This window comes from uncultured Coprobacter sp. (genome assembly GCF_947855755.1).
GTDB lineage: Bacteria > Bacteroidota > Bacteroidia > Bacteroidales > Coprobacteraceae > Coprobacter.
In genome coordinates this window covers 24,077-44,933 of the sequence record NZ_CANUAR010000014.1, presented here as the reverse complement: position 1 = coordinate 44,933, position 20,857 = coordinate 24,077, and the positions used below count along the sequence as shown (strand labels likewise).

The 20,857-nt window shown below is 41.1% G+C and carries 16 protein-coding genes, 1 tRNA gene and 1 pseudogene; 11 read left to right on the top strand and 7 right to left on the bottom strand.

Annotation, left to right across the window (positions count from 1 at the left end):
• Positions 1 to 73: 73 nt before the first annotated feature.
• From Q0093_RS08820 to porQ, 5 genes are all read right to left on the bottom strand, one after another.
• Positions 74 to 2,953, bottom strand: a complete 2,880-nt coding sequence (locus Q0093_RS08820; protein WP_297929764.1) for an endonuclease — start codon at positions 2,951 to 2,953, stop codon at positions 74 to 76.
• 210 nt (positions 2,954 to 3,163) lie between these two features.
• Positions 3,164 to 4,144, bottom strand: coding sequence for a 6-phosphofructokinase (gene pfkA / locus Q0093_RS08815; protein WP_294178549.1), 981 nt, complete (start codon positions 4,142 to 4,144; stop codon positions 3,164 to 3,166).
• A 247-nt stretch (positions 4,145 to 4,391) separates the two neighbouring features.
• Positions 4,392 to 5,255 (bottom strand): 4-hydroxy-3-methylbut-2-enyl diphosphate reductase, encoded by an 864-nt coding sequence (locus tag Q0093_RS08810; RefSeq protein WP_294178548.1) that lies wholly within the window; start codon positions 5,253 to 5,255, stop codon positions 4,392 to 4,394.
• 8 nt (positions 5,256 to 5,263) lie between these two features.
• Positions 5,264 to 5,959 carry a (d)CMP kinase gene (gene cmk, locus Q0093_RS08805; protein WP_297929762.1) on the bottom strand — a complete coding sequence of 232 codons (696 nt, stop codon included), beginning with the start codon at positions 5,957 to 5,959 and terminating at the stop codon, positions 5,264 to 5,266.
• Between the two features lie 7 nt (positions 5,960 to 5,966).
• Positions 5,967 to 6,995: a type IX secretion system protein PorQ gene (porQ, locus tag Q0093_RS08800; RefSeq protein WP_294178545.1), complete on the bottom strand. Its 1,029-nt coding sequence runs from the start codon at positions 6,993 to 6,995 to the stop codon at positions 5,967 to 5,969.
• Positions 6,996 to 7,235: 240 nt separating this feature from the next.
• Here porQ and Q0093_RS08795 point away from each other — a divergent pair, with 240 nt between their 5' ends.
• From Q0093_RS08795 to Q0093_RS08780, 4 genes are all read left to right on the top strand, one after another.
• Positions 7,236 to 8,195 carry an alpha/beta fold hydrolase gene (locus Q0093_RS08795; protein WP_297929759.1) on the top strand — a complete coding sequence of 320 codons (960 nt, stop codon included), beginning with the start codon at positions 7,236 to 7,238 and terminating at the stop codon, positions 8,193 to 8,195.
• Between the two features lie 193 nt (positions 8,196 to 8,388).
• Positions 8,389 to 9,363 carry a polyprenyl synthetase family protein gene (locus Q0093_RS08790; protein WP_297929757.1) on the top strand — a complete coding sequence of 325 codons (975 nt, stop codon included), beginning with the start codon at positions 8,389 to 8,391 and terminating at the stop codon, positions 9,361 to 9,363.
• 4 nt (positions 9,364 to 9,367) lie between these two features.
• Positions 9,368 to 10,132 (top strand): TatD family hydrolase, encoded by a 765-nt coding sequence (locus Q0093_RS08785; RefSeq protein WP_297929755.1) that lies wholly within the window; start codon positions 9,368 to 9,370, stop codon positions 10,130 to 10,132.
• A gap of 124 nt (positions 10,133 to 10,256) precedes the next feature.
• Positions 10,257 to 10,344: transfer RNA gene (locus Q0093_RS08780), tRNA-Ser, on the top strand.
• 91 nt (positions 10,345 to 10,435) lie between these two features.
• Here Q0093_RS08780 and Q0093_RS08775 read toward each other — a convergent pair.
• Positions 10,436 to 10,828: a VOC family protein gene (locus Q0093_RS08775; protein WP_009318661.1), complete on the bottom strand. Its 393-nt coding sequence runs from the start codon at positions 10,826 to 10,828 to the stop codon at positions 10,436 to 10,438.
• Between the two features lie 411 nt (positions 10,829 to 11,239).
• On the opposite strand from Q0093_RS08775, the gene Q0093_RS08770 reads away from it, so the two are divergent.
• Both Q0093_RS08770 and Q0093_RS08765 read left to right on the top strand, forming a co-directional pair.
• The gene (locus Q0093_RS08770; RefSeq protein WP_297929753.1) at positions 11,240 to 13,447 is read left to right on the top strand and encodes a GH92 family glycosyl hydrolase; all 2,208 of its coding nucleotides are present in this window, start codon (positions 11,240 to 11,242) and stop codon (positions 13,445 to 13,447) included.
• 90 nt (positions 13,448 to 13,537) lie between these two features.
• A pseudogene (locus Q0093_RS08765) lies at positions 13,538 to 13,980 on the top strand (DUF5131 family protein).
• A 41-nt stretch (positions 13,981 to 14,021) separates the two neighbouring features.
• On the opposite strand, the gene Q0093_RS08760 reads toward Q0093_RS08765, so the two are convergent.
• The gene (locus tag Q0093_RS08760; protein ID WP_294178533.1) at positions 14,022 to 16,430 is read right to left on the bottom strand and encodes a transglycosylase domain-containing protein; all 2,409 of its coding nucleotides are present in this window, start codon (positions 16,428 to 16,430) and stop codon (positions 14,022 to 14,024) included.
• 263 nt (positions 16,431 to 16,693) lie between these two features.
• On the opposite strand from Q0093_RS08760, the gene Q0093_RS08755 reads away from it, so the two are divergent.
• The 5 genes from Q0093_RS08755 (at position 16,694) to Q0093_RS08735 (ending at position 20,854) form a co-directional block, all read left to right on the top strand.
• Complete coding sequence (locus Q0093_RS08755; RefSeq protein ID WP_294178531.1) at positions 16,694 to 17,794, top strand: glycosyl hydrolase 108 family protein; 1,101 nt, start codon at positions 16,694 to 16,696, stop codon at positions 17,792 to 17,794.
• A gap of 1 nt (position 17,795) precedes the next feature.
• The gene (locus tag Q0093_RS08750; protein WP_297929751.1) at positions 17,796 to 18,308 is read left to right on the top strand and encodes a hypothetical protein; all 513 of its coding nucleotides are present in this window, start codon (positions 17,796 to 17,798) and stop codon (positions 18,306 to 18,308) included.
• 35 nt (positions 18,309 to 18,343) lie between these two features.
• Positions 18,344 to 18,862 carry a hypothetical protein gene (locus tag Q0093_RS08745; protein ID WP_297929749.1) on the top strand — a complete coding sequence of 173 codons (519 nt, stop codon included), beginning with the start codon at positions 18,344 to 18,346 and terminating at the stop codon, positions 18,860 to 18,862.
• Between the two features lie 35 nt (positions 18,863 to 18,897).
• Positions 18,898 to 19,443, top strand: coding sequence for a hypothetical protein (locus Q0093_RS08740; protein WP_297929747.1), 546 nt, complete (start codon positions 18,898 to 18,900; stop codon positions 19,441 to 19,443).
• 94 nt (positions 19,444 to 19,537) lie between these two features.
• On the top strand, positions 19,538 to 20,854 hold the full coding sequence (locus Q0093_RS08735) for a SpoIID/LytB domain-containing protein (protein ID WP_297929745.1): 1,317 nt from the start codon (positions 19,538 to 19,540) through the stop codon (positions 20,852 to 20,854).
• The last annotated feature ends 3 nt before the right edge of the window (positions 20,855 to 20,857 follow it).

The following is a 20,857-nucleotide window of genomic DNA, read 5'->3' as shown; positions in this document are numbered from 1 at the left end:
ACTATCTAAATTTTCCGATAAAAATGTATAGTCCGGACTTTTATTTGAACACGTTTTTAGAGTTTCTGAAAATTTATCGGATAACTTTCATTATCTTATATCCTGACGAAGATTTTATTCCAATGAGATATATCCCTCGTGAAGAGGCAGGAATTTCAATGACGGCAGAGTTTGCCCGAGTTTCGAATATACTCGTTCCGGATGGTGTATATACCGAAACTGTTTCGTTTCCTTGTAAACCTAAAATTCTGAAGCCGCTATTTGTTGAACAAAAAATTAATCCGTTCTGTTCGTTTTTTTCGACAGATTCCGTATTCCCGGATGTCTTGACAGCCACTCGTTCCGATTGTTCCGAGAGTATATCTCCGATTGCTGATCGAACCTGATAATAGTATTCTGTATCTTTTTTCAGGTCTTCGAATTTGCAGCTGAGGTCTGTTACGATTTTATCTTGTACGATGTATTCAGGATTTGTGCCTCCGTATGTTACAGATACGTTATCAAGAGCAAAATTCCCTTTCTCTTTGTGATAAGTAAATCTGAATGCCGTAATATTTTCATCTTTTGTGAATGAGTAACTTGCTGTTTGAGCGCTATTTACAAATTCTATAATATCTATCTCACTCCATATACCATTGCTTTTCTTTTCTATTTTGAATGTCGAACCTACGCCTCCTGAAACGAATTTGTACCAGAAAGAGAGCTCTGTTACAGGAGCAGGATAGTCACAAGTCTGTATGTATTCTTCTTCTCCTTTTTCCGGTTTGAATGCTAATGAATTGGGCTCTTTAGAATTTGTACTGGATTCGTAATGTCCCGATGCGTTTCCCGTCCAGCCTTCGGGCAGGGGTTTCCCGTCTTTTACATTTGTAAATGTCTCAAATATTTCTACTTCTTCATCTCCTATGAGGGTGTACAGATCGATCAGGTAATGTTCAGCACCGGGAACTATATCCCAATTGGCGATAAAAGAGTTTTCTGTTATTTCTGTCGCATCCAGTACTTCCGGCGATTCTAATGGAGAAGTTTTAATACCCATCGTGTTGACAGTCTCAATTTCTCCTTGTGTCGACAGTGCCGTGACACGATAAGTGTAACGGTGGTTAGGCATTAGGCCGGAAACCGGATATTCCGTTTGTTCTCCGACTTCTTTATCTTCGAAAATATACTGAATCTCAGGAGCGAACTGCATTGTGAAAGTGCCGGTGCGGTCGATAACATCTTGACCTAAATTTATCCATTCCGACCAATCGCATACGGTAGTAGGATGAGTCACTTCCGCTTTTCGCATATAAGTAACATTTACTCCCCAAGTTGCGCCTTTTCCCGTATCTACATCTCCGATAACGTCTATTTGGATGCCGCTATGATACAACCCGATTGCGTCATCCCCGTTAAATGACATGAGAGATTTTTCTTGTTCTGCCGGAGCGATCATTTGTGCCCTGTTTATCAGAGCTTCGTTCGTACAGTCTCCTGATACAATCAAAAAGTTTTCGCCATTGGCAAGTATGGGATGCATATCATTTTTTAGAGAAAGTTCAGTTCCGAAACTTCCGCTCCCGTTTGTCTGTTTCCGTAAACTATATTTCGAGAGATCAATATCTTTTCCTGTGCCGTTATAAATTTCGATGGCTTTGTCGTATCCTTTACTTCCTTCGATATAGGATGATATAATCAGGTCTCCGGCTTGTTGGTCCCCTGAATAAAGATCGATTCGGTATCCTGTTGCTTGCGGGTGGCGAATCCATTGCAATGTAGATTGCGTAGAAGTCGTTTCTGTAGCCGAAAGTGCCATAAAATCTTCTGTCGCACCTCGTGATACTTTAACGATTACCGAGTCTGCCAGTCCGCCGTCTTTTATTACTAACGTGTCGATACCCGTTCCTGATGTTCGAGGCATATAACAGATATGAATCGTTTTGCCATTTATAGCTTCATTTGCAGTGACCGATTCTTGAGAAAGACTTAATCCGGCATTTTCTCCTCCGGTTTTCCAATAAAGATTCAATGTTTCAGTTAGATTTTTTCCTTGAATGTCAAGATCGATAGTTTTATTGTCGCCTTGTAGTAGAATACCGAAATCTAATGTTTTATTGTTTCTCGGAGATATTAAAAAAGGTTCTGTTTCATCCGGAAAGGGATAGGGGGTAGATGTTTTATCTCCCCATATATAATCCACTAAATCGGGATAATCTATAAAAGGATTACGATTTCCCTGAATTTTGTAAACAGCTTCTGCTCTCTCTTCTTCCCGATAGCTTTTGAGATCATTTTCATTCCATTCCATCAGTAGTTGCAGTGCCCAAGACTGCCATACAGGCCATGTATTATTTTGCATCATCGGGCTATTCCAAAGAGAGGCATAGTCTTCGTATGCCGTAGCAATGTAGAAATAAGAACGGGCGAAATCCCCTTTATAAATATCTGCAGGTTCGAAGCAGTTGCCTGTATATGTGTTCCCGAAACCGTTTTTCCCCATTTTGCTCAATCCGTTGTCTCTGATAGGAGTACCGGAAACTTCACCTAAAGGGTTGTTGCTTTTCGACATATTCATTGTTGCATCTGCCGGATAAAGATGATATAAATCTTTATAAGCGTTATTCTTAATGCCTCCCCACCAACTATTCGGCAGAGAATGTTCTATATGCATTCCGTCGATACCGTTGAATCCATTGAAATATCGTACTTCATTGGAGTACATGTCGAAAACCGATCCGTCAGGATTTTGATCGGTATAAAAGAACCCTTCCCAAGTTGCACCTTCTCCGCTTCCGTATTTGAGCATAGAAGCCTCTTTTATGATATTGTGCAGAGCCGTTTTCAACTCTGCACCGGTTTTACCATGTGCCTGGTAGTAGTAACCGGCCGGGATCTGGGCATGGATAAGCGATGAGACTGTCAGAAACAGAAAGAGAATGCTGTAACGTAATGAGCAAGTAGTCTTTTTCATAGAAGGCAAGTATAATGTTTTTGTGTAAAATAAACTGCAAGCCGAGAACAGAGACAATGAGTTTACTCAATTGGCTATGCTGAAGTGCAGCGTTTATTCTGAACAATAATTCAAAATAAGAACCGTTTCAAAAATAATCATTTTTTTGAAACGGTTCTTAATAATTATAGAAAAAATGTCGCTATTCTGCTGATTATCGCATGCCGATTTTTAAATTGATAATATGCGTAATGTATTTAGTAGTTCCCGGTTTATAGGTTTGTCATTTTTTATGGCTTTATTGAACGGGACATATTCGATTTGATCATCCCGAACTCCGATCATTACATTACGTTGGTCATCTAAAAGAGCATCGATAGCGGCAGCTCCCATACGACTGGCAAGAATTCGGTCATTGGCTGTCGGAGATCCACCTCGTTGCAAGTGACCTAAAATAGACACGCGGACGTCGTACTGAGGATATTCGTTCTTTACTCGTTCTGCCAAATGCATAGCTCCTCCTGTACTCGGACTTTCTGCAACGAGAACTATACTACTGTTTTTGGATTTTCGGAATCCGTTTTTGATCAGAGCTTCCAATTGATCTACTTCTGTGGCAATTTCAGGAATTATGGCGGCTTCTGCTCCGGATGCAATAGCTCCGTTTAAAGCGAGGAAACCTGCATCACGGCCCATAACCTCTATGAAGAATAATCGTTCGTGGGAAGTTGCGGTGTCTCTTATCTTATCGACGGCCTCCATAATCGTGTTTAGTGCCGTATCATACCCGATTGTCGTATCCGTACCGAACAGGTCATTATCGATTGTTCCCGGAAGCCCGATTATCGGGAAATTATGTTCGGTAGCGAAAATGCGAGCACCCGTTAAAGTTCCGTCGCCTCCGATTGTCACCAAAGCGTCGATACCTTCTTTCTGAATATTGTCAAAAGCCAACTGACGACCTTCCGGTGTTTCGAACTCTTTGCACCTCGCAGTCTTTAATATCGTACCTCCTTGTTGTATGATATTACTTACGTTTTGAGTTTTAAAAGGGACGATCTCTCCGGTAAGCAGACCTTTATATCCCCGATATATGGCTTTAACATCGAATCCGTTATATATGGCGGAACGGGTTACTGCACGAATTGCAGCATTCATTCCCGGAGCATCACCTCCGGAAGTCAGTATTCCAATACATTTTTTCTTTGTCATAACTTATTTTTTAAAGAAATACCTGTTTTTTATAGCCGCAAATGTATGAAAAATAATCTTTAATCTGTATTTCTTTTTTATTAATATCGGGAAATAAGAAATTCTTTAGTACGAAGAAACATTTTTTTGATATTTGCAAATTCTGTAATATATAAATATTTGTTTATCTGATAACTAAATATAGTAGCCTAAAGAAAACGCAAAGATGACCAGATAATGTTTCTTTATAGGAAAACTTAGACAAACTCTAAATATTTTTTTGTATAAAATCATGTACTTCTTCCATGAGCCATTTCGGTGTCGATGTAGCGCCGCATATCCCTATGCTGTTTTTCTCTTTGAACCAACTCGTATCTATCTCCGATATGTCCGAGACTAATTTTGATTCGGGATTGACTTTACAACATTCTTCAAAAAGAACTTTGCCGTTGGAGCTTTTTTTCCCGCAAACGAATAAAATAAGGTCATGCTGTCGGGCAAATTCTCTGATATTCGGAATGCGATTGGCTACTTGTCTGCATATTGTATCGTAATATAAAAGTTTTTGTCCTGAAGTCTGCCTATGAGTGATTTCCTCCACGACTTTCTTAAACCCGTTTACCGATTTGGTCGTTTGAGAATATAGGCTGATCTGTTTGTTGAAATCTATACGACTGAAATCATCTAAACTTTCGATAACGACAGCTTCACCGTGAGTTTGTCCTACCAACCCGTTTACTTCAGCATGTCCTCTCTTCCCATAGATAACGATTTGACCGGTATCGGGGTCGGTTTCTTCGTATGAACGTTTGATTTTCTGTTGCAGTTGTAGAACTACCGGACAGGTCGCATCGATAATTTCTATGTTATTCTCTTTTGCTATTCGGTAAGTTTCCGGGGGTTCGCCATGAGCCCTTAATAACACTTTCACATTTTTCAATCGCTTCAGGTCTTCATGATTTATGGTAATCAGACCTTTAGACTTCAGACGTTCTACTTCGTTGTTGTTGTGTACGATATCTCCGAGACAATAGAGTATTCCCGATTTTTCCAATTCTTCTTCTGCTTTTTGTATGGCGTTTACCACACCAAAACAAAATCCCGATTTGCTATCGATCTCTATTTTTATCATAAGTCGTTCTATTTTTCGATAGCCCGATTATATTGGGCTATCAGCCATGCATCCTGTTCGGCAAGAGTCAATTTTGAATTGTCGAGTAATAAGGCGTCGTCAGCTTTTCGTAATGGACTGACCTCCCTGTTCTGGTCTATATAATCCCTTTTTTTTACATTATCGAGAACTTCCTCAAAAGAAACGTTCGACCCTTTTTTTTGCAGTTCGTCCAATCTGCGTTGCGCTCGGGTTTCGGATGAAGCCGTTACGAATATTTTTAGTTCTGCATCCGGAAATACGGTCGTTCCTATATCCCGGCCATCCATTACGACTCCTTTTTGTTTTCCCAGTGCTTGTTGCTGCGCTACCATAGCTTTACGTACAAAGGGAATGGCGCTTACTTGACTTACTTTGTCGGATACTTGCATCGACCGAATTTCATTTTCTACGTTTTTCCCGTTTAAATATGTTTCGGGTTTCCCTGTCTCCGGGTTGATTTTAAATGTAATCTGTAAGGTGTTTATAACTTTTTGTAGTCCGGCTTCATTTACCGTGTCGTTTTCGAAAAGATTGTTATCTATGCAGTAAAGCGTTATAGCCCTGTACATGGCTCCGCTATCGATATAAACATATCCTATTTTGCGGGCCAGCTCTTTTGCCATCGTGCTTTTCCCACAAGAGGAAAAACCATCTATTGCGATAACTATTTTTGTCGTTTGCATTTCTATTTTAATGTTGTATAAATTGCGATATATTGGTTGTGAGATTAAACATGAAAGTCGTTCCTCCGACATGTTGTTGAGCTAATGAAGCTCCTATGCCGAACATTTTTACCTTGATTCCTGCTCCTACGGTAAAACCGGACAGAAAATTTCGTCCGTAAGTTTGCATGTCGCTCCGGTATTTGTAATTGTAACCTAATGCAATGTATAAATTACGAGAAGGAATATAATCTATTCCGAAAACAAGATGTCTGAACAAATCGGTAGCAAAATTGCCTTTTTCTTTTATTTCATCTTCACCGCTGTTATATTCTCCTGTTGTCGGAGTTGTGTAAGGTAATTTCCATCGGCTCAAATGTTGGGCTGTGATTGAAAATCTAAAAGGAGCATGATCCAAAGTTTTTGAAAGTCCGAGTTGAATATCCCAAGGCATTTTATCCCGGTTTTCGTTATACTTTTTTAATTGTCCGCCCAGATTTTTAAAAGCTATGGAGAGTGAAAGCTGGTTATCGGGATTATAATAGTTGATACCCAAATCGATAGCTAATGCGAGAGAAGTGTATTGTTCATAAGAAGAATAAAGAAATTTTGCCTGTATTCCTCCCCGCAGGCGATCGGTAATATCATGTGCATAAAATCCGCTGATCGACATATCTTTGGGGCTGAATGTTCCTGTGATCACACCGTTTGCTTCGACTTGTTTCATCGATCCGTATCCTGCATACTGGATGGCTGCAGCCCATGCACCCCGTTCTCCTGCGGCTTTAGCGAATGTCGCTCCTGCCAAATTGATTCCGGCGACATATCGCATGTAATTCAGATTAAGCTGAAGATTCATTTCCGGGCCTAAAAGTGCGGGATTGTGCTGGATGACCGAAACATCTTCTTCGATGATCGAGATATTGTTTCCTCCTAAAGCATTGATATGCGAAGATATGGGAAGATTAAGAAAGTCGAAGGCCGACTTTCCTTCTTGCGCTTTAGCCGTAAAATAAAAGATGGACAAAACCAGAACGAATATATGTCGATTCATCATTTGCATGGTGTTACGGGGCTCAAAGATACGTTTTTTTTAGGATTCGGAAAATCTCTTTTTGAAAAGCTACGATACTCTTCGATATTAATAACGGAAAATTCTTGATAGAAGTATATATCCATTTGATTTTAATAGTAGAAAATGTGTCACGACTCTTTTTTTCTCTTATCGGGATATATCTTTTCTAATGAAAAAATGTATTTTTGAGACTTACTTAGGAAACATCAATTTCTGATTATTATGAAACGGATATTTTTTCTCTTCTTCTCTTTGTTTGCTTTATCTTTACATGCTGCTTTGCAGGAAGAGGCTGTGAGTTTGAACACTCCTACGGGGACTATATGTGGGAGACTGATTTTGCCTGATGATAAGGTCTCTTTTTCTGTTGTAGCATTACTCATAGCGGGGTCGGGACCTACGGATATGGACGGTAATACTACCATGGGAAATATAAAGAACAATTCTTTGAAATACCTGGCCGAAGGCTTGGCTGAGAACGGTATTCCTTCTTTGCGTTTCGACAAGCGAGGTGTAGCATCCAGTGCTGCGGCAGGTTTACAGGAATCAGAACTTCGTTTCGAACATTATATTGCCGATGCGAAGGGGTGGATAGATTTCCTTTCTGCTGACAAACGTTTTACGGGAGTTGTTGTTATAGGACACAGTGAAGGTGCGCTCATCGGTTTGATGGCCTGCCGGAATAATCCTAAAGTAAAAGGTTATGTTTCATTAGCAGGAGCTGGGCGTCCGGCCGATGAAATCATAGAGGCGCAAGTAGCGGCACAGATGACTCCTGAGGCCGTACAGAAGCAGGTGGCCGACATTAATGCCTCATTGAAAGAGGGACGTGAAGTGACCGATGTGCCTATTTATTTACAGACCTTGTTTCGACCTTCTGTTCAGCCTTACCTGATTTCTTGGTATCGCTATGATCCGCAAAAGCTGATAGCTTCGTTGGAAATTCCAAAACTCATTGTACAGGGACAAACAGACATCCAGGTATCTGTACAGGATGCTCAACGGCTAAAGCATGCTGATTCTCGTGCCGAGCTCTTGTTAATAGATGGTATGAACCATGTGCTGAAGGTCTGTAACAGCATGAATCCGCAAGAACAAATGAAAGTGTATGCAGATCCTTCGTTGCCATTGGCGGAAGGATTGGTCGATGCTTTGAGCCGCTTTATTCGTAAATTGTCATAACATACTCGATTTATATCTATTCTTTTCTGCTCCTGTTGTATCGGCAGAATGTTGTTTTTCGTCTTATGGTGGCAACGGGGGGGAATTGTTCGAAGAAAGCGTTTTTTGTTTTTTGTCGTGATGTAATCCTTTATTACATTTTCGGCGTTTCATTTTTATTGATAACTTTGTGATTTATAATTAAAAAATCTATATGGAAATCCTTGATAAGTATATAAAGGCTGTAAATAATGGTTTGGCGGCTATTCCGTATCCTTCCGAACCCGATAATCTGTATGCACCGATACGTTATGAACTTTCTTTGGGGGGAAAGCGTATTCGTCCGGTATTGATGTTGATGGCTTGTGAACTGTTCGGAACTGATTATCACCGTGCCATCTCTCCGGCTATAGGGTTGGAGATGTTTCATAATTTCACGTTGTTGCATGACGATGTAATGGATAATGCAGATGTGAGGAGGGGAAAGCCTGCGGTGCATAAAGTTTGGAATGAAAATACGGCCGTATTATCGGGAGATGCCATGCAGATATTGGCTTATATGCAAATGTCCGAAGCTCCGGATTTTTGTAGAAAAGAAGTTCTTGATATTTTTTCAAAAACAGCTTTGGAAATTTGTGAGGGGCAACAATATGATATGGAATTTGAAAGTCGGGATGACGTTTCGGAAGAAGAGTATTTAGAGATGATACGGCTTAAAACTGCCGTTTTGTTAGGCGGAGCGCTTAAAATAGGAGCAGTAATAGCCGAAGCTCATCCCTCTGATGCCGACCGTTTGTATCGGTTCGGTGTAAATATAGGATTGGCATTTCAGTTGAAAGACGATTATCTGGATGTGTATGGAGATCCTGCTGTGTTCGGTAAGAAAATAGGTGGCGATATTCTCAATAATAAAAAAACATATATGTTGATTAACGCATTAAGGTTGGCTGAAGGTAAAGACAAAGACGATCTTCTGTCATGGATTGGTGCAAAGGAATATGACGCGGATGAGAAAATTCGTTGTGTGACGGATATTTATACCCGTGTAGGAATAAAAGAACTGTGCGAAAACAAGATGTGGGAGTATTATAGGAAAGGTATCGAACTGTTAAAGGAGATAAATGTAGAGCCTGAATACATAGAACCCTTGTTGGAACTTTCGGCAACGCTTATGGAGAGAGAAAATTAGGATTATGATAGATACGCATACCCATATATATCTTCAGGAATTTGATGAGGATCGCAGAGCTGTAATCGATAGAGCGGAGAAATCGGGAATTACTCGTATGATTTTACCGAATGTAGATGTAGAGACTGTCGGTGCGTTGCGACAAACGTTGAGCGGTTACTCTTCATTATGTAAAGGTGCTATGGGATTGCACCCGACTTCGATAAATCAAGATTATAAACGGGATTTGTCGTGTATTGAAGCTGAGTTGGACCGGGGAGAATATTGCGCTGTGGGTGAAATCGGTATGGACTTGTATTGGGACAAGACATTTTTAAGGGAACAGATCGATGCCTTTACTTCACAAGTACGTTGGTCTTGCAATAAAAAAATACCTGTGATAATCCATTGTCGGGATGCTTTTGACGAAACTGTTGCGGCATTAAAATCTCTTTCGTCGTTATCGTTGACCGGTGTTTTTCACAGTTTTGGCGGGACTCCCGATCAAGTAAAGATAATTCGGGAATTGGGAGATTTTTATTTCGGTATCAATGGTGTAGTGACTTTTAAAAATGCCCGTCTTGATGAAACGGTAAGGGAGATAGGAATCGACCGGATTTTATTAGAGACAGATGCACCTTATTTAGCTCCTGTACCGTTTCGCGGGAAACGTAACGAACCTTCTTATATCGTAAAAACCGCAGAGAAGATCGCGGAAATATTGGGTCTTTCTAATCAAGAAGTTGAGGAGCGAACTTCCCGGAATGCTGAAATTCTGTTTAAATTGTAGCGGTGAAACAGTTGTTAAAAAACATGAATAGATAAAATGCGGTTTGAATCTTTGTGGCAAATCATCTGTAAAATCAGAGAAAAAAGAGTATCTTTGCACCGCAAATGAAGATTCGCAGAATCTTGGAGTGATGCTCGAGTGGTTGAAGAGGCACGCCTGGAAAGCGTGTATACGCCAAAAGCGTATCGGGGGTTCGAATCCCCCTCCCTCCGCAAATAAAAAAGCAGCTACTATATTTATAGCTGCTTTTTTATTATATTCGGGTATTTCATGTGAGAATCGTGGAGTTGGAGAATAAATATATTATTCTCCCAAAAGCTCGATATAATTACCTTCAGGATCGAGAACGGCGCTTTCATAATATCCGTCGCCCGATGTACGGGGTTCTCCGGCAATGGTGTAGCCGTCTGTTCTCAAGCGTTCCGTAAGACTATCGACATCTTTTTTTGAGCCGATGGTGATAGAGAGATGTGCAAGTCCTTTGATAAAACCCCGTTTCCCGTTTGTTTCTTCTATTCCGGGTTTTGTCATCAGTTCAATACGGGCATTTCCATCTCCGAAAGATAGGAAATAGGAAGTGAAATTTTTTATCGGATTTACATACTTATTTCCGCAGGTTACATCGAAATAGGTAAGATAAAAGTCACGCATCGTCTCGATGTCGTCTGTCCAAATAGCGATATGGTCTATTTTCATCTTTATTGTTTTTATAAGAGCCTGTTTAAATTTTCCAATAAGAAAACATTATCGGGTCATCTTTGTGTTTTCTTCCGGTCTTTTTCCCCGTTTTCGTTCGTCAGATAGCCCGCTATCCTCCTCGTAAAAACAGAAAAACATACTCGGAAGAAATTCTCAAAACTGACCCGAGTGAAATTTAAACAGGCTCTAATATCTGACTCGTAAAATTAGACAAAAAGAATTTTAAATTCATAATGGAGTAAGGGATTTTTAAGTTTTGAGCGTCTTAATATAAAATACTTGTCTTTTCAAGAACGGGAAAACAGACCGGAAGAAAACACAAAGATGACCCGATAATGTTTTCTTATGGGAAAATTTAGACAGATTCGTATTTTTAAGTAAATTTGTGCAAACCTTAAAACACTTTGAATGGTCTTGAAAAATATTCCTTTATCGTTTGTTCTGATACTATTATTCGTGTCGGCATGTAATTCAACCAAGAAAACAGAAAACAATTATGTTCAGTATGTAAATCCTTTGATCGGAACGGATTTTACGGGAAATACTTATCCGGGTGCGCAAGTTCCGTTCGGTATGGTACAACTCAGTCCCGATAACGGGTTGCCGGGTTGGGATCGCATTGCCGGCTATTTTTATCCGGACAGTACGATTGCCGGATTCAGCCACACACATCTTTCCGGAACGGGAGCGGGAGATCTGTATGATATTTCTTTCATGCCTGTGACATTGCCTTATCGGGAAGCTCCGCAGCCGTTAGGAATTTATTCTTCATTTTCTCATGACGATGAATCGGTATCTGCCGGATATTATCAGGTGTTGTTGAAAGATTACGGCATTCATGTGGAGTTGACGGCGACTGAACGGTGCGGAATACAACGCTATACTTTTCCGGAAGCGGAAGCTGCGGTTTTTCTGAATTTGAAAAAAGCGATGAACTGGGATTTTACAACAGATTCGTATATCGAGGTGATCGATTCGGTAACGGTACGGGGATACCGTTTTTCTCGGGGATGGTCTCCCGACCAGCGGGTATATTTCCAAACCCGTTTTTCTAAACCTTTTACTATTTGCCATATCGATACGACAGCCATTTCTACACCGGAGGAAGGGCGGATCGGAACCGCTTATGTCGCCCGATTCGATTTTGGTACGAAAGAAGGTGAACAAATTCTGGTAAATACGGGGATTTCAGGAGTCAGTATGGAAGGGGCGGCCTTGAATCTTAAAGCGGAAGTTCCTGACAATAATTTTGATCGTTATCGTTTACAAGCTGAAAAAAATTGGGATAGGCAATTATCGAAAATCGAGGTAAAAGGAGGTGATCGGGATGATTTGGTGAAATTTTATACGGCTTTGTACCATACGATGATCGCTCCTACTATTTACAGCGATGCGGACGGATCTTATTTCGGTCCGGACAAGAAGATACATAAAGCGGACGGGTGGGTAAATTATTCGACATTCTCGCTGTGGGATACCTACCGTGCCTCTCATCCGCTGTTTACTTATACCGAGCCGGAGAGGACTGACGATATGGTGAAGGCGTTTCTTGCATTTTATGATCAGTACGGGAGTTTACCCCTTTGGAATCTGTATGGTTGCGAAACCGATATGATGATCGGTTACCATGCTGTCCCGGTTATTGTGGATGCTTATTTGAAAGGGATCGGTGATTTTGATGCGGAGAAGGCTTTGCAAGCTTGCGTAAGTTCTGCCGATCGAGACGATTATCGGGGAATCGGGTTATATAAAAAATACGGTTATATTCCGTATGATATGGAAAAAGAGTCACTGTCTAAGACTTTGGAATATGCTTATGACGATTATTGTATCGCCAGAATGGCTGAAAAAATGGGGAAAAAGGAAATTGCGGAAAGGTTTTACAAGCGTTCTCGATCATTCCGGAATTTATATAATCCCGAGACATCTTTTATGCAGCCGCGAGATAGTAAAGGTAAATTTATTTCCGGCTTTGCGGCAAAAGACTATACCGAGCATATTACAGAGAGCAATGCTTGGCAATATTTCTGGTACGTTCCGCAGGATATAGATGGGTTGATCGGTTTATTGGGGAACAAAGACCGTTTTGCGGAAAAGCTCGACAGTATGTTTACTTATGCTCCTGATGCCGATGATCATCTGCCGATTTTCAGTACCGGAATGATCGGGCAGTATGCACACGGAAACGAACCGAGCCATCATGTCGTTTATCTTTATAATAAAGTCGGCAAACCGTGGAAGACTCAGGAATATGCGGCTAAAGTGATGCATGAACTGTATCTGAATACTCCTGCCGGATTGTGCGGGAATGAAGACTGTGGCCAGATGTCGGCTTGGTTTGTGTTCAGTGCCATGGGTTTTTATCCTGTCGATCCGGTAAGCGGTCGATATGAAATCGGAACGCCTCTTTTTCCTGAAGTAAGAATAAATTTGACGAATGGAAAAATCTTTACCGTATTGGCGAAAGGTGTAAGTCGGGAAAATATCTATATACAGTCGGTAAAGATGAACGGAAACCCTTATGATAAGAGTTACATCACTCACGAACAGATCATGAACGGTTCTACCCTTGAGTTTGAAATGGGTAATAAACCCGGTTCGATATGGTATAAATAAGTATTTTTATCCGGAAGTTAAAAATGCCTTGTAATCGATTTGTCGAATCAAAATTCCATACCTTTACCAAGCAAAGAAAAAGGAGGACAAATGGCTTCTTGGAATCCGTGGCATGGTTGTCACAAACTAAGTGAAGGTTGCAGGAATTGTTATGTGTACCGTATAGACGAAAGACACGGGAAAGATAGTTCGGTGATAACACGTACCCGGGATTTCGATCTTCCTGTAAGACGAAAACGGGATAAAAGTTATAAAATAAAACCGGGCACTCTGGTTTACACTTGTTTCAGTTCGGATTTTTTTTGTGGAAGATGCTGACCGGTGGCGTCCTGAGACGTGGCGCATGGGTAGAACAGGTGATCGTAGGAGGAGAATCGGGAAACCGAGCCCGGATATGCAATTATGATTGGGTATTGAATATCCGGAAGCAATGTATTCATGGCAAAGTCCCGATCTTTTTTAAACAGACTGGCGCACGTTTATTGAAAGACGGATATTTGTATCATATCAAGCGTCGGTATCAACACTCTTAGGCTCGAAAGGCAAAAATCGATACCGAATAGTATGCCGAATTTTATTTTTCGGAAACGAGACTATCTTTATCTATATACCTATCTGTACTTACGGCTATGCTGTCTGTTGCCATATCCATAGAGTCCGGCTCTATCGGGGGATAAGGAGTTCGGCACTGATATGACCGGGAGATGGTTTGTTTCGGATTCGGGAAACGTGCCCGATATTTTGACAGGCTGTCATCGGCAAGAACTTTTTCCATAAAATATCCGAATACCGGTAATGCGGTTCTGCTACCTTGTCCGAGTGCTCCCGTACGGAAATGGATACTGCGGTGTTCGCCTCCGACCCAACAACCTCCCACAAGATTCGGTGTTACTCCCACAAACCATGCATCGGAATGATTAGACGAAGTTCCTGTTTTTCCGCCGAAATCGGTATTGTATCGAAAAAGATCATATCCCCAAAGTGCTTGAGAAGTTCCCATCGGCTCGGTAAGCCCGGCCATAAGCATTTGTGTCATAAGGAAAGCTGTTTCATAAGGTAATGCCTGTTTTTGTTCTTGTTTATGGCGATAAATGATTTTCCCGTTTTTATCTTCGATGCGTGTCACCATAACCGGATCGTGTACCATACCGTCATTTATAACAGTTCCGTAAGCGTTTACCAGTTCCAATAACGATACGTCCGAAGCCCCCAGTGAAACGGCCGGTGTTTCGTTCAACGGAGTTTTTATACCCATAGCATGAGCTGTTTTTATAATATTGGGGATTCCGGCTTCCCTGGCTATCTGCACGGCTATCGTATTGATAGAACGGGCAAAAGCAGCTTTCAGAGTCATCGTATCACCCGTGTAAATACCGTTTGCGTTGTGAGGTATCCATTTAGCCGGTTTGCCGTCTTCGAGTACGTCCCATTCTATATATTGGTCGATGCGTTCGTCACAAGGAGAAAGACCTTTATTGAAGCCTTCGCTATATACGAAAAGTTTGAATGTAGATCCGGGTTGGCGCTTTGACAGAACTTTGTCATATTTCCAAGAATCGAAATCGATGTCTCCCACCCATGCTTTTACTTCACCGGTTTGCGGCTCTATCGCAACAAATCCGCAATGCATAAAGCGTTCCATATAACGGATCGAATCCATTGTGCTGAATGTCGTATCTTTACGTCCGAGTCGATAATCGAAAACTTTCAACTTATGAGGTTTATTCAAATAGAGAGTGACAGAATCCGGATCGTTCGGGAACTTCTCTTCCAAAATTTTGTAAGCTGAGGTTTTTCGGGCCAGATTTTCTATGAAATCGGGGATTTCTTTATGATTCCTATCTTGCCAAGGATTTATTTTTCCCCAGTGATTATCAAAATTTCTCTGAACGATACGCATCTGTTTGTTTACGGCCTCTTCGGCATACGCCTGCATGCGAGTATCGATAGTCGTATATATCTTTAACCCATCTGAATAGAGGTCGATGTCATTGTCTTTGCACCATTCTTTCAGAGATTCTGCGACAGCTTCTCTGAAGTAAAGAGCAGATCCGTTATAATTCGACTCCATGTTGTAATGAAGCCGTATGGGAAGTTGTTTTAAAGAGTCGCATTGTGATTTTGTTATTATCTTATGAGCCTGTAAATTGTCAAGTACTACATTTCTGCGTTTCAGGCTGTTTTTAGGATTCACGCGGGGATTATAGGTTGTGGTCGCTTTTAACAGTCCGATAAGTGTAGCGGCCTGTTCATAAGTAATATCTTTAGGTGTCGTATTGAAGTAGGTTTTGCATGCTGTTTTTATACCGTAGGCATTGCTGCCGAAATCGACGGTATTGAAATACATGGTCAGTATCTCCTGCTTGGTATAGAACATCTCTATTTTGATTGCGGTGATCCATTCTTTCGATTTCATAATCAAGAGTTTTACTCCCGGAATATATCCTAAAAGTCCGGTAGAATATTGCGAACGGACTTTAAACATGTTTTTTACCAGTTGTTGAGTGATGGTGCTGGCACCTCGTGCCTTGCCATGTGTCATGTCTTTCACGGCAGCGAAAACTCCTTGTATATCGACTCCGAAATGCTTATAGAAACGTTCGTCTTCGGTCGAGATAAGAGTATTGATGATTATCGGAGAGATCTCTTCATATTTGACGGGTGTACGGTTTTCCCTAAAATATTTTCCGATCAGTTTGCTGTCTGCGCTGTAAATCTCGGATGCAATGTTTTGCTGAGGATGGTTGATGCTTGCAAGTCCGGGAGACTTTCCGAACAACCAAAGAAAATTAATATCTACCAGAAACAGGTAGAAAATGAACAATAAGATAAAGGTCAGTATTATTTGCGCGATTTTCTTATACCACGGAGACTTCCGGTATAATGATTTGTAACGTTTCCATCCTGTAACGAACAGACCTTTGATCTTGCGGAAAACTGATAATCCGCAGGAAACCCGTTTACGAGTATCCATATATTTCATATAAAGTATTCAATGTTTAAATACGGTACAAAATTACGGATAGTTTTAGAGACTGTCTAAATTTTCCAATAAAAAATACGATCGGGTCAGCTTATTTAAAGCGGTTATCTTACAAGAGATAAACTATCTGTACACTCCCCTGAAAAGGTATATGCAAGAAGTATATAAATATTACCTATACGATTTTATAATTATCGCATAAAGAGCACTTTTTTCAGGCTTATTTTTATCGGCGTAATTGTTAATCTATAAAAATCATAATTATGTCAAAACAAAACTTGAACTATGAAGATGGGATACCCGAAGAAGTATTATGGAATCCTGAAACCAACAGTTTTATGAAGCGATCTCTGTTTCCGGGGAAATGGATACCTGCCCGAATCTCGGTTTGGGATGCGGATAATCCCAAGTATCAATATCGACCGGGGCGTGACCGTACCTATCAGGAGGCGATGAAAAGTATCTCCGGCAATTCGACACCGGGAGATCGATCCGAAAGACAAGATTACAGAGACTCTCGGGGAAATTTCAGTTTGAGTATGCTATCGGAAGGCGACCGGACAAAGGATCGTCCGGATACCGGCAATGCCGGTCAAAGTTCTGCCCGGGAAGCCGCACAAGTTCCGCTTTCGCAGGACAATAAAAAAAGCGAGAAATATTATGGTTGGGATGTATTGACAAAATCGCCTTTATTAAGTACATTTGTTGTACCCGATCCGCCCCGTCCCCGTTCCGGACTTGAATATAGTGCGGGAGAAGGTCCCCTCGGTCAGGAGGAGTTGGAACGTAGGCGGGCCGACAAGGAACCGGGCGGTTTTGAGGATCAGGTAGCCAAAGTTCTGGAAAGCGAAGGGGGATATGTCAACAGCCGTTATGATAGAGGCGGAGCGACCAACCACGGTATATCGTCGAGCACGTGGAACGCATTTGCAAAAAAACATATCGGTGTGGAACCGACAGTGGAAAATCTGAAGAAGCTTACACCTGAGGGGGCAAAGAAGATTTACAGAGAGGAGTTTTGGAAGCCTTCGAGAGCGGGAGAGATCGATGATCCGGTTATCCGGCAGCTCTATTTCGATTTTTATATAAATTCCGGTCGAGATGCGGCTGTAAGAAATCTGCAACGGGCAATCAATCAACTGGGTGGTCAGGTAGATGTAGATGGCTTTATCGGCCAGGAAACGATCGAGGCGTTGAACCAGCATCCGAATCCCGGAGAGATTTATGAACAGTATAAAAAGAATAGGATAGATAATTATAATAAAATTGTTAATAGTAAAGAATCTCAAAAAGAGTTTTTTAATGGCTGGATGAACCGAATGAATAAATTCAAGTCGTATGATGAAATGTTAAAACAATATTGATATGAAAAATCTGTTTTATGGTGTATTGGTACTGCACCTGATATTTTTTATTTCTTGTTCGGGGAAGGCTGATTCCCAAGCGGGGAATAGTGCTGCAACTGAGATCTACAAAGATATAGATAGTATAAAAGCTCCTGACTATTATGGACATTGGGGATGGAATAATTCTGGTAAAGCAGCAATTTCAATGACAATATTTTCACATAAGGATAGTGTTGGATATTACTTATATACCTATTATTTTGGAAACCGCATAAGAGTGGGTTATGTAAAATTATTGTCACAGGATGGTCGTAATGCAGTACTTTTGGTAGGGGATGACAAAGCTACCATACCGTGGAGTGCAAAGTTTAATGCGACGATGTTGACCGATACCTCATTCTTTCTGACCCGACAGAAGCCAGAGGATTATTACCTCGAAGATAGTATTATTATGACAAAATACTATTCCGAAGGAGAACTTGAAGAGGGACGTTGGGTAATTGAAGACTACAAGCGAATGCATCGAGATTGATCTTGTTTTATGAAAAATATTAAATTCGCACGATTATGAGAAGTCTGTTTTGTTGTGTTATTTTATTACACCTGATTTTCTGGGTTTCGTGTACGGGGAGTCCCCGTTCTCGGGAGGTAAAAGAGCCGGAATCTTCGGCTGAGTTATTGTACGATTCGAGCCTGACGGATTTCGACTTTGAAGGAAGTTGGCATTGGTTTGCAGATGACGACGAAGCTTCGGTTTCAATGAAGATATTGTCACATAAAGACAGTGTGGGGTATTACTTATATATTTATTATTTCGGAAACCGCATAAGAGTAGGTTATGTAAAATTATTGTCACAGGATGGTCGTAATGCAGTACTTTTGGTAGGGGATGACAAAGCTACCATACCGTGGAGTGCAAAGTTTAATGCGACGATGTTGACCGATACCTCATTCTTTCTGACCCGACAGAAGCCAGAGGATTATTACCTCGAAGATAGTATTATTATGACAAAATACTATTCCGAAGGAGAACTTGAAGAGGGACGTTGGGTAATTGAAGACTACAAGCGAATGCATCGAGATTGATCTTGTTTTATGAAAAATATTAAATTCGCACGATTATGAGAAGTCTGTTTTATGGTGTTATTATATTGCACCTGATTTTATGGGTTTCGTGTACGGGGAGTCCCCGTTCTCGGGAGGTAAAAGAGGCGGAATCTTCGGCTGAGTTATTGAGCGATTCGGACAGTCTGACGACTTTCGATTTTGGGGGGAATTGGGCTTGGAGTTTGAGTCGTAATGAAATTATAGTTTCGATGAAGATACTGACAGATAAGGACAGTATAGGGGATTATGTCTATACCTATTATTTCGGAAATCGGATAGAACAAGGGAAGGTGAAATTATTGTCACAAGAGGGTAGAAATGCGGTATTATTGGTAGAATATAATGATCTTAGATCGTGGAGTGCGAAATTTAATGCGACGATGCTGACCGACACCTCGTTCTTTCTGACCCGTCAGGTTCATGAAGGTTATTACCTCGAAGATAGTATTGTGATGAAAAGAGAATATCCGAAAAGTAATACTGCAGAAATCTGGAGGAGTATGGAAGAATATCAAACGAAAAATGAATCTTTGAAAGAAAAAGGTGTTTATTTGAAGTGATTATGATTGCAAGACCTGTTTTTCATTTGTCGAAAAGCGGCAGATCCCGGAATAAAATCATTTACTTTGTATCTGTTTTCATATTTAAAAACCTATGACAGAACCCCGGATCGAAGTCGGTATTTTACACCGTAAAGAGATCGTTTTCAGATTGAACGGAAAGTTTTCGGTATCTCCTTCCGATATAATAACTGAGGGGGAGCATAAGGTTATATGCTTGTCCGGCAATCGAATATTATGGAATGGTAAGGAATACGATTCATTGATGTTCATTCCGGAGAATGAGAACTGTTCGTTCGATTTGAACAATGTGACTATCGGTGTGGATTTTCATTGGGAGCGGGAAGAAACACAACGATTCTCCGGAATATTGAAACTGATTACCGATGACACGGAGATTGTAGCGATAAACCGTATTGCTTTGGAAAAATATTTGACGAGTGTCATATCATCGGAGATGAGTGCTTCGGCTTCGCTTGAATTGCTTAAGGCTCATGCTGTAATTTCCCGAAGCTGGTTATTGGCCCAACTCCCCCGTTTTAATGGGAAACCGGGAAATAAAAGGGCAAGTAACAAGAGGGAAAACCCTGATGAAATCGTCTGTTGGTATGATAGGGAAGATCATTTTTTATTTGATGTTTGTGCTGACGATCATTGTCAACGTTATCAGGGGATAACCCGTATCGCTACCCCTCGGGTGGTAGAAGCTGTACGATCTACCCGTGGCGAAGTCCTGACAAGTGAAGGCCGGATTTGCGATGCACGATTCTCAAAATGTTGTGGCGGAGTAAGCGAGCTGTTTGAAAATTGTTGGGAAGAGAAGCATCATCCTTACCTTATCCCTGTGTATGATAAGTTTTCGGATGAAAAAATCCCCGACTTGGTCGATGAGAAGAATGCTTCGGGATTTATAGAATCTTCGCCTGAAGCATTTTGTAATACACGAGACCCGAAGATTTTGGAACAAGTGCTGAACGGGTATGATCAGGAGACAACCGATTTTTACCGTTGGTCGGTATCTTACTCCCAGTCGGAACTGGCGAACCTTATCCGGAAACGGTCGGGTATAGATTTCGGTGAAATTGTTTCGCTTGTTCCTTTGGCGAGAGGGGCTTCCGGGCGAATTGTCCGGTTGCGTATTGTAGGGACTAAAGTTTCACGTGTTGTGGGCAAAGAGTTGTTTATTCGGCGTATTTTGTCTGCTTCGCATTTATACAGTTCTGCATTTACGGTGCATCCGGAAAATGTGAAAGACGGTATTCCGCAATCATATACCTTGAAAGGGGCAGGTTGGGGGCATGGAGTCGGTCTTTGTCAGATCGGTGCGGCGGTGATGGGGACAAAGGGGTACTCTTATCGGGAAATATTGTCGCATTATTATCGTAACAGTGCGATTGAAAGAATATATTGACAC

Excerpts from the sequence above, each read along its gene's own strand:
- Q0093_RS08750 (WP_297929751.1), top strand. The coding sequence starts at position 17,796 with ATGAAAAATCTGTTTTATGGTGTATTGGTACTGCACCTGATATTTTTT.
- Q0093_RS08785 (WP_297929755.1), top strand. The coding sequence starts at position 9,368 with ATGATAGATACGCATACCCATATATATCTTCAGGAATTTGATGAGGAT.
- Q0093_RS08740 (WP_297929747.1), top strand. The coding sequence starts at position 18,898 with ATGAGAAGTCTGTTTTATGGTGTTATTATATTGCACCTGATTTTATGG.
- pfkA (WP_294178549.1), bottom strand. The coding sequence starts at position 4,144 with ATGACAAAGAAAAAATGTATTGGAATACTGACTTCCGGAGGTGATGCT.
- porQ (WP_294178545.1), bottom strand. The coding sequence starts at position 6,995 with ATGATGAATCGACATATATTCGTTCTGGTTTTGTCCATCTTTTATTTT.
- Q0093_RS08735 (WP_297929745.1), top strand. The coding sequence starts at position 19,538 with ATGACAGAACCCCGGATCGAAGTCGGTATTTTACACCGTAAAGAGATC.
- Q0093_RS08760 (WP_294178533.1), bottom strand. The coding sequence starts at position 16,430 with ATGAAATATATGGATACTCGTAAACGGGTTTCCTGCGGATTATCAGTT.
- cmk (WP_297929762.1), bottom strand. The coding sequence starts at position 5,959 with ATGCAAACGACAAAAATAGTTATCGCAATAGATGGTTTTTCCTCTTGT.
- Q0093_RS08810 (WP_294178548.1), bottom strand. The coding sequence starts at position 5,255 with ATGATAAAAATAGAGATCGATAGCAAATCGGGATTTTGTTTTGGTGTG.
- Q0093_RS08745 (WP_297929749.1), top strand. The coding sequence starts at position 18,344 with ATGAGAAGTCTGTTTTGTTGTGTTATTTTATTACACCTGATTTTCTGG.
- Q0093_RS08775 (WP_009318661.1), bottom strand. The coding sequence starts at position 10,828 with ATGAAAATAGACCATATCGCTATTTGGACAGACGACATCGAGACGATG.
- Q0093_RS08755 (WP_294178531.1), top strand. The coding sequence starts at position 16,694 with ATGTCAAAACAAAACTTGAACTATGAAGATGGGATACCCGAAGAAGTA.
- Q0093_RS08820 (WP_297929764.1), bottom strand. The coding sequence starts at position 2,953 with ATGAAAAAGACTACTTGCTCATTACGTTACAGCATTCTCTTTCTGTTT.
- Q0093_RS08795 (WP_297929759.1), top strand. The coding sequence starts at position 7,236 with ATGAAACGGATATTTTTTCTCTTCTTCTCTTTGTTTGCTTTATCTTTA.
- Q0093_RS08790 (WP_297929757.1), top strand. The coding sequence starts at position 8,389 with ATGGAAATCCTTGATAAGTATATAAAGGCTGTAAATAATGGTTTGGCG.
- Q0093_RS08770 (WP_297929753.1), top strand. The coding sequence starts at position 11,240 with ATGGTCTTGAAAAATATTCCTTTATCGTTTGTTCTGATACTATTATTC.